The organism is Chromatiales bacterium (assembly GCA_014762505.1).
Lineage (GTDB): Bacteria > Pseudomonadota > Gammaproteobacteria > SpSt-1174 > SpSt-1174 > SpSt-1174.
In genome coordinates, this window is record JABURS010000035.1 from 23,004 (window position 1) to 37,438 (window position 14,435).

Consider the following 14,435-nt stretch of genomic DNA (forward strand, 5'->3'; position numbering starts at 1 on the left):
CAACACCGGATGGGGACGTTAAATTGCGCGCTTCCTGAAGTACGGGCCCTGCGGCCCAGACCTCGTGCCGAGGTGGCGGAATTGGTAGACGCGCTAGCTTCAGGTGCTAGTGGGGGTAACCCCGTGGAGGTTCAAGTCCTCTCCTCGGCACCATCTTTATCCTTCCCTGTTCCTGCAAGACTCCCTGTAGCACAGCCCGAACGACATGGCAGACGCCATGGCGTCGCATCGTCGTGCGCGCCGTTGCGGTCACCGCTGCGCGCACCCGGGGCCTCCCTGCCCCGCCCGTCACCTCAGGCAAAGGGATGCTGCAGCAGGATGTTCTGGTCGCGGTCCGGCCCGGTGGAGATCATGTCCACCGGCGTGCCCACCACTTCCTCGATACGCTTGAGGTAGGCCCTGGCGGCCTCCGGCAGATCCTCATAGCGGGTGATGCCGATGGTGGATTCCTTCCAGCCCGGCAGGTCTTCGTAGATCGGTTCGCAGGTGGCGAAGTTCTCGGCGCCCACCGGCGGCACCGCGCTCTCCTGGCCATCGCAGCGATAGCCCACGCAGATGCGCAGGGTGTCGAGGCCGTCCAGCACGTCCAGCTTGGTCACGCACAGGCCGGAAACGCTGTTGATCTGCACCGAACGGCGCAGGGCCACGGCATCGAACCAGCCGCAGCGGCGCGCGCGGCCGGTGGTGGAACCGAATTCGTGGCCGCGCTTGGCCAGGTGCTCGCCCATCTCGTCGAACAGCTCGGTGGGGAACGGGCCGGCGCCCACGCGGGTGGTGTAGGCCTTGGTGATGCCGAGCACGTAGTCGAGATTGAGCGGGCCCACGCCGCTGCCGGTGCAGGCGCCGCCGGCCGTGGTGTTGGAGGAGGTCACGAAGGGATAGGTGCCGTGATCGATGTCGAGCAGGCTGCCCTGCGCGCCCTCGTAGAGGATGTTCGCGCCCTCGGCGCGCAGCTCCGCCAGGCGCTGGGTGACGTCGCTCACCATCGGCTGCAGGATCTCGGCCAGGGCCAGCGCATCGTCCAGGGTCTTCTGGAAGTCGATGACGTCGGTCTTGAAGTAGTTCTTCAGCACGAAGTTGTGGTAGTCGAGCACCTCACCGAGCTTGGCGGCGAAACGCTCGCGGTGGAACAGGTCGCCCAGGCGCAGGCCGCGACGCGCCACCTTGTCTTCATAGGCCGGGCCGATGCCGCGGCCGGTGGTGCCGATGGCGGCCCTGCCGCGCGCCTGTTCGCGCGCCAGGTCCAGCGCCACGTGGTAGGGCAGGATGAGCTGGCAGGCCTCGGAGATGCGCAGGCGCTCGCGCACCGGCACGTCGCGGTCCTCCAGCATCTTCATCTCGTCCATCAGTGCGTCCGGCGACAGCACCACGCCGTTGCCGATCATGCACTCGACGTTGTCGCGCAGGATGCCGGAGGGGATGAGGTGCAGCACGGTCTTCTCGCCGCCGATCACCAGCGTATGGCCGGCATTGTGCCCGCCCTGGAAGCGCACCACCGCGGAGGCGCGGTCGGTGAGCAGGTCGACGATCTTGCCCTTGCCCTCATCACCCCACTGGGTGCCCAGAATGACGACGCTCTTGCCCATTATTTACAGTCCACCACGGTCCACTGACCGTTCGATTCAACCAGTTCACGATCACAGCCCATCGAGCGGGCGTCGCCCGTCTGCCCCGAGAGCCCCTGTACCACACGTTCGCCCTGCGCACGCAGCCCGGCCACCACCCCGGCATCTGCACCGGCCGGCGCAAAGATGCGTGAGATGGCCGGCGTGGCCGACGCCTGCGACTCGTCGCTGAGGCGTGCCAGGGTCTTGAGGTCGGCGCTGAACCCGGTGGCCGGCCGTGCGCGGCCGAAGACCTTGCCGATCTCGTCGTAGCGCCCGCCGCGCGCCACCTCCTGACCCTCGCCCGGCACATAGGCCGTGAAGACGACGCCGGTATGGTAGTGGTATCCGCGCAGTTCGGCGAGGTCCACGTGCAGGGCGGTGTCCGGGAAGCGCGCCTGCACGGCGGCGACCACGGCACCCAGATAGTCCAGCGCCTCCCCCACCGCGTCCGCGGCACCGGCGAACAGTTCACGCGCGCTGGCGATCACCTCGGCCTCGCCGTTGAGCTCGGCCAGGCGGCGCAGGCGCTCGCTGCCGGCGGCGTTGATGGCAAGGCCGCCGAGGAAGTCGTTGATCTCGGGCATCGACTTGCGCTGCAGCATGTCGAAGAAGGCCGCCTCCTCCTCGTCGGAGAGGCCGGCGTCCTGCACCAGGGCGCGGAAGATGCCGACGTGCCCCAGATCGACATAGACGTCGCGCACGCCGGTGACGCGCAGCGTCTCCAGCATCAGGGTGATGACCTCGACGTCACTGTCGATGCCGGCATGACCGTAGAGCTCGGCGCCCACCTGCAGGGGGCTGCGCGTACCGCCAAAACCGTCAGAGCGGGTGTTGAGCACCGTGCCGAGGTAGCACAGGCGCGTGGGCGTGCTGCGGCCCAGGCGGTGCGCATCGATGCGCGCAACCTGCGGCGTCATGTCGGCACGCACGCCCATCATCCGGCCGGTGAGCTGGTCGGTGAGCTTGAAGGTCTTGAGATCGAGATCGTGCCCCGTGCCCGTGAGCAGGGACTCGAGGTATTCGATGAACGGGGGCATCACCAGCTCGTACCCCCACGCGTGGTAGAGGTCGATCAGCCGGCGGCGGTAGGCTTCCAGGCGCTCGGCCTCGTCGGGCAACGCTTCGTCGATACCCTCGGGCAGCAGCCAATGGTCGAGATGGGTCATGAATCCAGGAAATCAATCAGGTCAGCGACACGGACGCGCCATTATGCCTGAAAGACCAGGCGCTAGGTAGGCCGGATCAGGGGCGGACCGCCTCAGGCATGGCGGACGAACCAGAGCAGCAGGGCACCGATCACCATCGCCGTGAGCCCGGCGATGCGCAGCTGCCGGTCCGGCAGCTGCGCGACCATCTGCATCATGCGGCGCGAGCCCTTCGGATTGAGAAACGGCGTCAGCCCCTCGATGACGAGCACCCGGGCCAACGCCGCCAGCAGATCCTGCCACATGCGACAGACTTACTTGCGCGTCGGCCCGCCGAAGTACTGGAAGAAGTCCGAATCCGGCTGCAGCACCAGCACGTCCTCCGGTCCCTTGAAGCTCTCGCGGTAGGCGTTGAGGCTGCGGTAGAAGGAGTAGAACTCCGGATCGCGCTTGTAGGCACGGGCGTAGATGTCGGCGGCCACGGCGTCGCCCTCACCGCGCAGCTTTTCGGCGTCGCGGTAGGCATTCGCCAGGATGACCGTGGACTGGCGGTCGGCCTCGGCGCGGATGCGCTCGGCGGCCTCCTGACCACGGGCACGGAAATCCTGTGCGACGCGGGCACGCTCGGCGCGCATGCGCCGATACACCGACTCGCTGACCTCTTCCTGCAGGTCGATGCGGCTGATACGCACGTCCACGGCCTCGATGCCGAATTCCTGGGCGACCTCGTTGGCCTTCACGCGCGCGATCTCCATGATCTGGCCGCGCTCGCCGGATACTGCCTCCTGGATGGTGCGCTTGCCGAATTCGTTGTAGATCACCTCGCGCATGATCGAACCCAGACGGGCGCGGGCCTGGGCCGCATCGCCACGGGTGGCGACGAAGAACTTGGAGACATCGACGATGCGCCACTTCACGAAGAAGTCGACCGTCATGTTCTTCTTTTCCTCGGTGAGCACCGGCGCCGGCTCGGCATCCAGGGTGAGGATGCGGGTGTCGAACTTCATCACCGTGTTGGCGATCGGGATCTTGACGTGCAGACCCGGGCCGATATCGGCCTGCTCGATCTTGCCGAAGCGGAACAGGATGGCCTTCTCGCGCTCATCCACGGTGTACAGGGACATCATCGCGATGATGACGGCGGCAACAAGCAGACCAATAATGAGTTTGGATTTCATGATCAACGCACCTCCCGGCTGCGCAGGCCGCTGCGGGGGTCATCGGTTTGACTGGAAGAGGAACCGCTGCTGGGCATGCTCACGGGCGCCGGATTCACCGGTGCACCCTGGCCGCTGCGGCCCTGCATGATCTTGTCCAGCGGGAGGTACAGCAGGTTGTTGCCGCCCTCGACGTCCACCATCACCTTGCTGGAACGGGACATCACCTCCTGGATGGTATCGAGGTAGAGACGCTCGCGGGTGACGTCCGGGGCCTTGCGGTACTCGGCCAGCAGCTTCTCGAAGCGCTCGGCCTCACCCTCGGACCGGGCGATGACCTGGTCGCGATAACCGGCGGCCTCCTCGACCAGGCGCGCCGCCTGACCGCGCGCCTCGGGGATCACGGTATTGGCATAGGCCTCGGCCTCGTTGCGGAAGCGGGCCTCGTCCTCGCGGGCGCGCACGGCGTCGGCAAAGGCGCCCTGCACGGCCTGCGGGGCCTGGGCACGCTGCAGGTTGACCTTCACCACGTCCAGACCAGCCCCATAGCTGTCGACGGTTTCCTGCATCAGGGTCTGGGTATCGGCGGCAATCGCCTCGCGCCCCTCGAGCAGGATGAAGTCCATGTCGTTCCTGCCCACCACCTCGCGCAGGGCGCTCTCCATCACCTGCCCCAGGGTGCCCGTGGAGGCCGCGAACTCGGGGGCGTCCGGATTGGCCACGTTGAACAGATAGGCCACCGGGTCCTTCACGCGGTACTGCACCATGATCTCGATATCGACGATGTTCTCGTCCTGGGTGAGCATGCTGCCGGCGTGCTGGGCGTTGCGCACGTTCTGCACGTCCACGATGGTGGTCTTCTCGATGGGGTACGGCAGGTGCCAGCGCAGCCCCGGCAGGGTCAGCTCGGTATGGGCACCGAAACGCTGCACCACGCCGCGCTCACCTTCCGATACCACGTAGAAGCCGGAGGCGAACCACAGGCCCACCAGCACCACCAGGATGAGGACGATGCCGGAGGCCGAGCCGCCGGAACTGCCGCCGCTGCGGCCACCGCCGAAGATGCGGCCGATGCCGCCGGAGAGCTTTCTGAGCAACTCGTCGAGGTCCGGCGGACCCTGATCGCCGCGATTGCCGCTCCAGGGATCCTTCTTGTTCCCACCCGGTTCGTTCCAGGGCATGCGATTGCTCCGTTATTTAATATGGTCTTTACCAGGAAATCGGTCGGCCCATTCTAGGGGGCCCCTGCGTGACCCGCAAGGCGCGTCCCGTTCAGGTCCATTCGGGTCCGTTCAGGCCCGGTCCGGCGTCTCCGGCAGTACATGCTGCTTGCGCAGCGAGTCATAGCGTCGGCGCGGCAGGCGGATCTCCAGCCGCCACTGCCCCTGCGCATCGATCTGTTCCTGTTGCACCGCGCCCTCCTCGAACAGCAGCGCGCGCGTGCGCCCCTGCGCCGGACCGAGCGCGATCCAGCCATGTACCATGTCGCGTTCGAGATAGCGGCCGAGGTACTCGAGCAGGGCCTCGACACCTGCGCCGGTCTGCGCCGACAGCCACACCCGCGACGGCTCCTCGCCGCGTGGCTCGTCCACGTGCGCGACGGCCTGCTCCAGCAGATCGATCTTGTTGTAGACCATGATCTGCGGCACCCCGTCGGCGCCGATCTGTGCCAGCACGTCGTTGACCTGCGCGATGTACTCGTCGCGCTCCTCGTCGGCGGCATCCACCACGTGCAGCAGCACATCGGCCTCGGCCGCCTCCTGCAGCGTGGCATGGAAGGCGGCGACGAGGTCGTGCGGCAGGTGGCGGATGAAGCCCACGGTGTCGGCCAGCACCATGCCCTGGCCATCGGCCAGCTCGACGCGCCGCAGGGTCGGGTCGAGCGTGGCGAAGAGCTGATCGGCCGAGTAGACGCCGGCGCCGGTGAGCCGGTTGAACAGGGTCGACTTGCCGGCGTTCGTATAACCGACGAGCGAGACGGCGGGAAGTTCCGCCTTCTTGCGCGCCTGGCGCCCCTGGTCGCGCTGCTTGCGTACCTTTTCCAGGCGCCGGTTGATCTGCTTGATGCGCTCGGCCAGCAGGCGGCGGTCGGTTTCGAGCTGGGTCTCGCCGGGCCCGCGCAGGCCGATGCCGCCCTTCTGCCGCTCCAGGTGCGTCCAGCCGCGCACCAGGCGCGTGGACATGTGCCGCAGCTGGGCGAGCTCGACCTGCAGCTTGCCCTCGTGGGAACGGGCGCGCTGGGCGAAGATGTCGAGGATGAGGCCGGTGCGGTCGAGCACGCGGCACTTGAACAGGCGCTCGAGGTTGCGTTCCTGGCTGGGGCTCAGGGCATGATCGAAGATGACCAGCTCGGCCTCGCTGGCGACGACCACGTCGCGCACCTCCTCGGCCTTGCCGGAACCGACGAAATAGCGGGGGTCCGGGGCATGGCGCGAGCCCGTGACCAGGCCCACGTCCTCCGCCCCGGCGGAACGTACCAGCTCGATGAATTCGTGGAGGTCTTCCCGGTCACGCTCGGCGTCGAAGTCGATGTGGACCAGTACCGCCCGCTCGCCGGTTTGCGGACGTTCAAACAAGGGAGTGACTCAAGCCGGGTATCCGAACGGCGTTATTCCTGAGCCGCGTCGTCACCGCCCGACAGCTTCACCGGACGCGCCGGGACCACGGTCGAGATGGCGTGCTTGTAGACCATCTGGCTGACGCTGTTGCGCAACAGGACCACGAACTGGTCGAAGGACTCGATCTGGCCCTGCAGCTTGATACCGTTGACCAGATAGATCGACACCGGGATGCGCTCCTTGCGCAGCGTGTTCAGGAAGGGTTCTTGTAAGGTCTGCCCTTTTGACATTGCCTGTGGCTCCTGTCTTGGTTTTATAGAATGTGCGGGCGCTTGGTGGCCATCGGCCGTAGCTTACTGCAATTGCAGGGAAAAACCGATTTATTTTCGGCATTGTAGCACAGGGCTCAGGCGCCCCCGTCCGCCAGGAACCGCGCCACCCTGGCGATCACCGCCGCGGGGTCGAGGGTCTCGATGTGCAGCGGCTCCACGTCCGCCTCCGAGCGCAGCCAAGTGAGCTGGCGCTTGGCGAGCTGGCGCGTGGCGGCAATGCCCTTGCTGACCATGGTGTCGTAGTCATAGTTCCCGTCCAGGTATTCCCACACCTGGCGATACCCCACCGAGCGCATGGACGGCAGACCGGTGTCGAGGTCGCCACGCGCGCGCAGCCGCTGCACCTCCTCGATCAGCCCCGCCGCCAGCATCTGCTGAAAGCGCGCGGCGATGCGCGTGTGCAGCAGGGCGCGGTCCTGCGGCAGCAGGCCGAGCTTGAGCAGGCGGCAGTCGAAATCCCCCGCCCGGCCGCGGGCATGGAAGGCGGACAGGGGCCGGCCGGTGAGCTCGAAGACCTCGAGCGCCCGCTGCAGGCGCTGCGGGTCGTTGGGGTGGATGCGCGCGGCCGAGACCGGGTCCACCTCGGCCAGCCGCGCATGCAGGGCCGCCCAGCCCTCGCGCGCGGCCCAGGCATCCAGGCGCGCACGCACCGCGGGATCGGCCGGGGGCAGCTCGGAAAGCCCGTACTGCAGGGCACGGAAGTAGAGCATGGTGCCGCCCACCAGCAGCGGGACACGACCGGCGGCGTGGATCGCGGCGATCTCGCGCAGGGCGTCCGCGCGAAAGCGCGCGGCGGAATAGGCCTCGGCGGGATCGAGGAAATCGATCAGCCGGTGCGGCGCGCGCGCCAGGGTGGCGGCGTCGGGCCGGGCGGTGCCGATGGCCATCTCCCGGTAGATCAGGGCCGAGTCGACACTGACGATATCCAAAGGCAGTGCCTCGACCAGGGCCACGGCCAGGTCGGTCTTGCCCGAGGCCGTGGGTCCCATGAGGAAGACGCACGGCGGCGGGCCCACACCCTGCTCGCTCCCGGCCATCCCCTATTGCCCGCGCATGAACAGGCGGTCGAGCTGGTCGATGCCGAGCTGTACCCAGGTGGGGCGGCCGTGGTTGCACTGGCCGCTGCGCTCGGTGCGCTCCATGTCGCGCAACAGGGCATTCATCTCCGGCAGGGTGAGGCGGCGGTTGGCCCGCACTGACCCGTGGCAGGCCATGGTGGACAGCAGTTCGTTGATGGACTCCTGCACCCGTGCACTCTGGCCGTGTTCCATGAGGTCGGCCAGCACGTCGCGCAGCAGGGCCTCGACGTCGGCGTGACGCAGCAGGGCGGGGACCGCCCGGATCACCAGCGACTCCGGCCCCATGCGCCCGACCTCGAAGCCCAGTTCACGGAAGGTCTCCGCCTGCGCCTCGGCGGCATCGGCCTCGCGCCGACTCACCGCCACGGTCACGGGCACCAGCAGGGGCTGGGCGGTGACCTGGTGGCCGTCCCAGGCCGTCTTCAGGTGTTCGTAGGTGATGCGCTCGTGGGCCGCGTGCATGTCCACCAGCACCAGGCCCTGGGCGTTCTCGGCGAGGATGTAGATCCCGTGCAGCTGGGCCAGGGCGTAGCCGAGCGGCGGCACCCCGGCCTCGTCCTCCGCCGCAATCGGCTGCGGCGGCGCCGCGGCCGCCTGGTGCAGACTGCCGTAGGCGGCCATCTGCTCCTTCACCAGCGCGGGGGCGGCCACGGGCATCACCCCCTGGCGCGGCGGCGACCAGTCAGCGGAACCGCTGCCGACGGCGGGGGCATGCGCCTCCGCTAGCACGGGCGTATCCGCGGCAGCCGGGCGGATATCGGCCAGGGCCTGGTGCAGGGTGCGGTAGAGGAAGTCGTGCACCAGGCGCTGCTCGCGAAAACGCACCTCATGCTTGGTGGGATGGGCGTTGACGTCCACCAGCCCCGGGTCCAGCTCGAAGAACAGGACGAAGGCCGGGTGCCGGCCGTGATAGAGCACGTCCTGGTAGGCCTGGCGCACGGCGTGGGTGATGACCTTGTCGCGCACCATGCGGCCGTTGACGTAGAAGTACTGCAGGTCGGCCTGGCTGCGCGAGAAGGTGGGCAGCCCCATCCAGCCGCGGATGCGCAGATCGCCCGAGGCATAGTCGACGTGCACCGCGTTCTCGATGAAGGCCGGGCCGCAGACCTCGCCGATGCGCCGCTCCTGCTGCTCGCGCGTCTCGGCCGGGCGCAGGGCAAAGGCCGAACGGCCGTTGTGGGAGAGCGTGATGCCGATGTCGAAGCGGCTCAGCGCGATGCGCTTGACCACCTGCTCCAGGTGACCGTATTCGGTGGCCTCCTTGCGCAGGAACTTGCGTCGGGCCGGCACGTTGAAGAAGAGATCGGCCACCTCGATGGTGGTGCCCCGGGGATGGGCGGCCGGCTCGGGCTCGCCGAAGACCTCGGCCCCGTCGCTGGCCAGACGGTGGCCGCTGTCGTCGTCCGCGGTACGCGAGGTGAGTGTGAGGCGCGAGACGGAGGCGATGCTCGGCAGGGCCTCGCCGCGGAAGCCGAGGCTGCGCACCCGCTCGAGGTCGTCGAGGCTGCCGATCTTGCTGGTGGCATGGCGGCTGAGCGCCAGGTGCAGCTCCTCGCGCGGGATGCCCGTGCCGTCGTCGCGGATGCGGATGCGCTTGACCCCGCCCTGCTCCACGTCGATGACGATGCGCGTGGCGCCGGCGTCCAGGCTGTTCTCGAGCAGCTCCTTGACCACGGAGGCCGGGCGCTCGACCACCTCGCCGGCGGCGATCTGGTTGATGAGTTGCGGGGGGAGCTGTCGGATCGGCATGCGCAAAGCATATCGGCTCGCGCCGCCGGCATAAAGCGCCGCGCCCGCCGGGGGCGGCGACAGGGGATCAGGTATCGCTGACCGGGATCATCAGCACCTGGCCGACCTGCAGGCGGTCGCTGCGCAGGTCATTCACGGTACGCAGCTCGCCCACGCTGATGCGGAAGCGGTCGGCGATGTGTGACAGGGTATCGCCGTTGCGGATCACGTAGCGGTTGTCACGGGCCTGGGCCAGCCAGGTGCCGGGCGGCGCATGGCCGCGGAAGTAGCGGATCACGCCGTTGCGCAGGGCCTCGGCCAGCTTCTGCTGATGCGCCGGGGTGCGCAGGCGCTTTTCCTCCGCCGGGTTGCTGATGAAGGCCGTCTCCACCAGCACGGAGGGGATGTCCGGCGACTTGAGCACGGCGAAGCCCGCCTGCTCGATACGCTTGCGGCGGATCTGGCCCACGGAGTCGAGCTCGGCGAGCACGTCGCCGGCCAGGTCCATGCTGGCCTCGGTGCTGCTCGACCTCTCCCAGTCGGCGACCATCGAGGCCAGCAGCTCGTCCTTGTCGTCCAGGCTCACCCCGCCGACCAGGTCGGCGGCGTTCTCGCGCTCGGCCAGCCAGCGGGCGGCCTCGCTGGTCGCCCCGTTCTGGGACAGGACATAGACGGACGAGCCGTGCACGCGGGCATCCGGCGAGGCGTCGGCGTGGATGGAGATGAAGAGGTCGGCCTTGGCCTGGCGGGCCTTGCGGATGCGCTCGCGCAGGGCGAGGTACTGGTCGCCATTGCGGATCAGCACGGGCTGGATGCCCTTCTGCTGCTTCAGCAGGGCCTCGAGCTTGCGCGCCACGGCCAGCACCACGTCCTTCTCGCGCGTGCCGCGCTTGCCCACGGCACCCGGGTCGCGGCCGCCATGGCCGGCATCGATGGCCACCACCACGTCGCGCAGGGCCGTGGTCTCGGTGCCGTTGGCCGTGAGCACCGGCTGCTGCGAGCCGGCGCCGGTCTCGAGGTCGACCACCAGGCGGTAGCCCGCCCCCGACGCGGGGTCCGGCTTGAGCAGGAAGCTGCGCGGCTTGACCGCGGACTTGAGGTCCAGCACCACGCGCAGGTCACTGGTGTTGCGCTGGGCGTGGCGGATCTGCCGGACCACGGAGTTGGGCAGGGTGAAGAGGTCGAGGGCGTCGCGAACCTGGGCATTGGGCAGGTCCAGCACCACGCGCTCGGGGCCGTGCAGGGTGAAGATGCTGTGCTCGCTGGCCCCGCTCAGGTCGAAGACCACGCGCGTCGCGCCGTCGGCGGCGGAGAAACGCACCCCGCTGACGACCACTGGCTGGCCGGCAAACAGGCGGGGGGAGGTGAGCGCGGCGGAGGCCCCGACCGACAGCGCGATCAGGCGGCGCAGGAACAGGCGACGCTGTGCGTTATGCGTTGTATTACCCATGGTCACGGCCTCCCCGGGCGGGTTTCTGGTGCCCTTGACCTATTGTGTAGGCAATCCACGCGCAAATGCAAGACCAAAATCCAATGTTTTTAGATAGATAGAGAAGCTTCCTAGAAGCTTTCTAGGATTCGAGGCGATCCAGCACCGCCTGCCCGTCCGGGGTCAGGGCACGCAGCCGCACTTCGCGCCCGTCCGGGCGGTAGTCGATCGCCACGGCCAGATCGGCCCCGGGGAGGATCCCGGCCCCGCGCTCGGGCCACTCGATCAGGGCCACCGCATCCCCCACGAGGTAGTCGCGGATGCCCATGTACTCCAGCTCTTCCGGGTCCGAGAGTCGATACAGATCAAAGTGATAGAGCGCTCCGGCCGGGAGTTCGTAGGGCTCGACCAGGGTGTAGGTCGGGCTCTTGACCGCCCCTTCGTGTCCCAGCCCGTGCAGCCAGCCGCGCACCAGCGTGGTCTTGCCGGCACCCAGCTGGCCCTCGAGAAAGACCACCAGCGGCGCCCGGGCGGCGGCGGCCAGCTGCGCGCCCAGCGCCTCCATGGCCGCGGCGGATTCGATGCGCAGATGCCGTTCGGGGCTCGCTGCCTGTCTGCTGCTCATGACGGGATGTCCTGGTCGGGATTGACGCCCGCGCGCAGGCAGGCAAAGAGATCGCTGGCGATGAGGCCCCGCTCGCCCCGGGCGGCGGCCACATCGCCCGCGCGGGCATGCAGGCAGACGCTGGCACGGGCGGCGTCGGCCGGCGCCAGCCCCTGGGCGAGCAGGGCCCCGATCACGCCCGTGAGCACGTCGCCCATACCGCCGCTGGCCATGCCGGGGTTGCCGTAGGGGCAGACGGCGACCGGGCGCCCCGGGGCCGCCACCAGCGTGCCGGCCCCCTTGAGCACCACCACCCCGGCATAGCGGCGCTGCAGCTCGCGCACGGCGGCAAAGCGGTCGGCCTCCACCTCCGCCACCGTGCAGGCGAGCAGGCGCGCGGCCTCGCCCGGGTGGGGTGTGAGCACGGCCTGCGGTAGGGGCCGCGGGTCCTGTGCCAGGAGGTTGAGCGCATCGGCATCAAGCACCAGCGGACAGGTCGCCAGCAGGGCCTCGGCCAGCAGCTCCCGCCCCCAGGCGGCCTGGCCGAGGCCCGGCCCGATGGCGATGACGTCGGCGCGCGCGCACAGCCCGGCCAGCTCGCGACGCCCGGCCACCCCGTGGCACATGAGCTCGGGGCGGGCCGCGGCCTGGGCGGGGGCGTGTTCGGCCCGCGTGGCGAGCGTGACCAGTCCGGCGCCGCTGCGCAGGGCCGCCTCTCCGGCCAGGCGCGGGGCGCCGGCGTAGCCATGGTCGCCCCCCACCACCAACAGGCGCCCGGCGGCCCCCTTGTGGGCGCTGCGCGGCCGCGGGGCCAGCGCGGCTCGGGCCGGATGGGCGGGCAGGCGTTCGGCGCCCGGCTCGACGCCGGCATAGGCCGCCGCCGGCACATCCAGGTCCCGGAAGACGATCTCGCCGCAGCAGTCCGGCCCCTGCCCGGTGTACAGCCCCTGCTTGAGGCCGATGAAGCTCACCGTGAGGTCGGCACGCAGGGCCACGCCGAGGATACGGCCGGTGTCGGCGGCCAGCCCCGAGGGGATGTCCACGGCCACCCGTCGCGCATCCAGGGCATTGGCCTGCGTGATGGCGGCGGCAAGCTCCCCGCTCACGGGGCGCTCGAGGCCGGTGCCGAGCAGGGCGTCCACCACCACCTCGGCCGCCGGCAGCCGGCCATCGAAGCCCGACTCCACGCCGCCGGCCGCGAGATAGCGTGCCCGGGCACGTGCCGCATCGCCCTGGATGCGCGCCGCGTCCGCCAGCTGCAGCAAGCTGACCCCGAGGCCCTCTGCCCGGGCCAGGGTCGCGATCACGTAGCCGTCGCCGCCGTTGTTCCCCGCCCCGCACAGCACCAGCCAGCGGCGCGCCGCCGGCCAGCGCTGCCGGATCTCGGCGTAGGCGGCCTCGCCCGCGCGCGACATGAGTTCGAGGCCGGCGATGCCGCCCGCGATGGCGGCACGATCCAGCGCCCGCACCTGCGCGGCGGTATAGAGCGGCTGTGGCTGTTCGGATTCGGTCATGCGGTCACCGGGCACGGGATTATGAAGTGTGCATGCAGAAGACGGTACACTTTACCAAACCTCGAGCCACCGAAGACCGTCCGCACCGTGAGCAAGCCCCCATCCATGCCTGCCCCCCGACCGAGCGCCGCCCTGGCCGCCGACATCCGGCAGTGGGCACGTGACCTGGGATTCGGCGCCGTGGGCATCACCGACACCGAGCTCGGCGAGCACGAGGCGCGCCTGCTCGACTGGCTGGATCGCGGTCGCCATGGCGAGATGGACTACATGGCGCGGCACGGCACCCGCCGCAGCCGGCCGGCCGAGCTGGTGCCGGGCACGCTGCGCGTGATCTCGGTGCGCATGGACTACTTCCCGCCCGACGCGACCCCGGCCGAGGCCGTGCTGGGCGACCCGGAGCGGGCCTATGTATCGCGCTATGCCCTGGGCCGCGATTATCACAAGCTCATGCGCAACCGGCTGCAGCGCCTGGCCGAGCGAATCGAGGCGGCCGTCGGGCCCTTCGGCTACCGCGCCTTCGTCGACAGCGCCCCGGTGCTGGAGAAGGCCCTGGCGGAAAAGGCCGGGCTCGGCTGGATCGGCAAGCACACCAACCTGCTGAGCCGCGAGGCCGGCTCCTGGTACTTCCTCGGCGAGCTCTACACCGACCTGCCCCTGCCGCTGGACAGCCCGGGCGAGGCGCATTGCGGCACCTGCAGCGCCTGCATCGAGGCCTGCCCCACGCAGGCCATCGTCGGTCCCTACGAGCTGGATGCGCGGCGCTGCATCTCCTACCACACCATCGAGCTGCACGGCCCGATCCCCGAGGAGTTCCGCCCGCTGATCGGCAACCGCATCTACGGCTGCGACGACTGCCAGCTGGTCTGCCCCTGGAACCGCTTCGCCCGCCCCGCGGAACTCGCCGACTTCGCCGCCCGCCACGGCCTGGATGCGCCCGACCTCTGCGAGCTGTTCGCCTGGAACGAGACGGAATTCCTCTCACGCATGGAAGGCTCGGCCATCCGGCGCATCGGCCACGAGCGTTGGCTGCGCAACATCGCCGTGGCCCTGGGCAACGCCCCCAGCAGCGAGGCCGTCCTCGGCGCACTCCGATCGCGCGCCGATGACCCCTCGGCACTGGTGCGCGAGCATGTGCAATGGGCGCTGGCGCAGCACGGGGCAAGCAGTCGTAAGTTCCAAGTCTGAAGTCCCAAGTCAGGAGCGGCGGGCGCGGCCCGCCCTATGCGTGAATGCCACAGAGGGCACAGACTTCGCATCGCGCCTCGCGGCGCTCCTATGTGAC

13 protein-coding genes and 1 tRNA gene are annotated in these 14,435 nt (G+C 69.3%); 2 read left to right on the forward strand and 12 right to left on the reverse strand.

All coding sequences use genetic code 11. The features are described from left to right. The first annotated feature begins 66 nt into the window (after positions 1-66). Positions 67-153: transfer RNA gene (locus tag HUJ28_06975), tRNA-Leu, on the forward strand. 140 nt (positions 154-293) lie between these two features. Here HUJ28_06975 and HUJ28_06980 read toward each other — a convergent pair. The 12 genes from HUJ28_06980 to HUJ28_07035 form a co-directional block, all read right to left on the reverse strand. Beyond that, positions 294-1,586, reverse strand: a complete 1,293-nt coding sequence (locus tag HUJ28_06980; GenBank protein MBD3619196.1) for an adenylosuccinate synthase — start codon at positions 1,584-1,586, stop codon at positions 294-296. Next, the gene (locus HUJ28_06985; GenBank protein ID MBD3619197.1) at positions 1,586-2,773 is read right to left on the reverse strand and encodes an ATP phosphoribosyltransferase regulatory subunit; all 1,188 of its coding nucleotides are present in this window, start codon (positions 2,771-2,773) and stop codon (positions 1,586-1,588) included. Before HUJ28_06985 ends, HUJ28_06980 begins: the two co-directional genes overlap by 1 nt. Before the next feature lie 92 nt (positions 2,774-2,865). Then, positions 2,866-3,057, reverse strand: a complete 192-nt coding sequence (locus tag HUJ28_06990; protein MBD3619198.1) for a DUF2065 domain-containing protein — start codon at positions 3,055-3,057, stop codon at positions 2,866-2,868. A gap of 9 nt (positions 3,058-3,066) precedes the next feature. Then, positions 3,067-3,930 (reverse strand): protease modulator HflC, encoded by an 864-nt coding sequence (hflC, locus tag HUJ28_06995; protein MBD3619199.1) that lies wholly within the window; start codon positions 3,928-3,930, stop codon positions 3,067-3,069. A 2-nt stretch (positions 3,931-3,932) separates the two neighbouring features. Continuing rightward, complete coding sequence (hflK, locus tag HUJ28_07000; protein ID MBD3619200.1) at positions 3,933-5,090, reverse strand: FtsH protease activity modulator HflK; 1,158 nt, start codon at positions 5,088-5,090, stop codon at positions 3,933-3,935. A gap of 111 nt (positions 5,091-5,201) precedes the next feature. Then, positions 5,202-6,485: a GTPase HflX gene (gene hflX / locus HUJ28_07005; GenBank protein MBD3619201.1), complete on the reverse strand. Its 1,284-nt coding sequence runs from the start codon at positions 6,483-6,485 to the stop codon at positions 5,202-5,204. A gap of 32 nt (positions 6,486-6,517) precedes the next feature. Beyond that, positions 6,518-6,757 carry an RNA chaperone Hfq gene (hfq, locus tag HUJ28_07010; protein ID MBD3619202.1) on the reverse strand — a complete coding sequence of 80 codons (240 nt, stop codon included), beginning with the start codon at positions 6,755-6,757 and terminating at the stop codon, positions 6,518-6,520. 116 nt (positions 6,758-6,873) lie between these two features. After that, positions 6,874-7,836, reverse strand: coding sequence for a tRNA (adenosine(37)-N6)-dimethylallyltransferase MiaA (gene miaA / locus HUJ28_07015; GenBank protein MBD3619203.1), 963 nt, complete (start codon positions 7,834-7,836; stop codon positions 6,874-6,876). Positions 7,837-7,839: 3 nt separating this feature from the next. Next, positions 7,840-9,627 (reverse strand): DNA mismatch repair endonuclease MutL, encoded by a 1,788-nt coding sequence (gene mutL / locus HUJ28_07020; GenBank protein MBD3619204.1) that lies wholly within the window; start codon positions 9,625-9,627, stop codon positions 7,840-7,842. Between the two features lie 67 nt (positions 9,628-9,694). Next, positions 9,695-11,056, reverse strand: coding sequence for an N-acetylmuramoyl-L-alanine amidase (locus HUJ28_07025; protein ID MBD3619205.1), 1,362 nt, complete (start codon positions 11,054-11,056; stop codon positions 9,695-9,697). 121 nt (positions 11,057-11,177) lie between these two features. Next, positions 11,178-11,660: a tRNA (adenosine(37)-N6)-threonylcarbamoyltransferase complex ATPase subunit type 1 TsaE gene (tsaE, locus tag HUJ28_07030; GenBank protein ID MBD3619206.1), complete on the reverse strand. Its 483-nt coding sequence runs from the start codon at positions 11,658-11,660 to the stop codon at positions 11,178-11,180. After that, a complete protein-coding gene (locus HUJ28_07035) occupies positions 11,657-13,153 on the reverse strand; it encodes an NAD(P)H-hydrate dehydratase (GenBank protein MBD3619207.1) in 1,497 nt (498 codons plus the stop codon). Before HUJ28_07035 ends, tsaE begins: the two co-directional genes overlap by 4 nt. Before the next feature lie 105 nt (positions 13,154-13,258). On the opposite strand from HUJ28_07035, the gene queG reads away from it, so the two are divergent. Further along, positions 13,259-14,338, forward strand: a complete 1,080-nt coding sequence (gene queG / locus HUJ28_07040) for a tRNA epoxyqueuosine(34) reductase QueG (GenBank protein MBD3619208.1) — start codon at positions 13,259-13,261, stop codon at positions 14,336-14,338. The last annotated feature ends 97 nt before the right edge of the window (positions 14,339-14,435 follow it).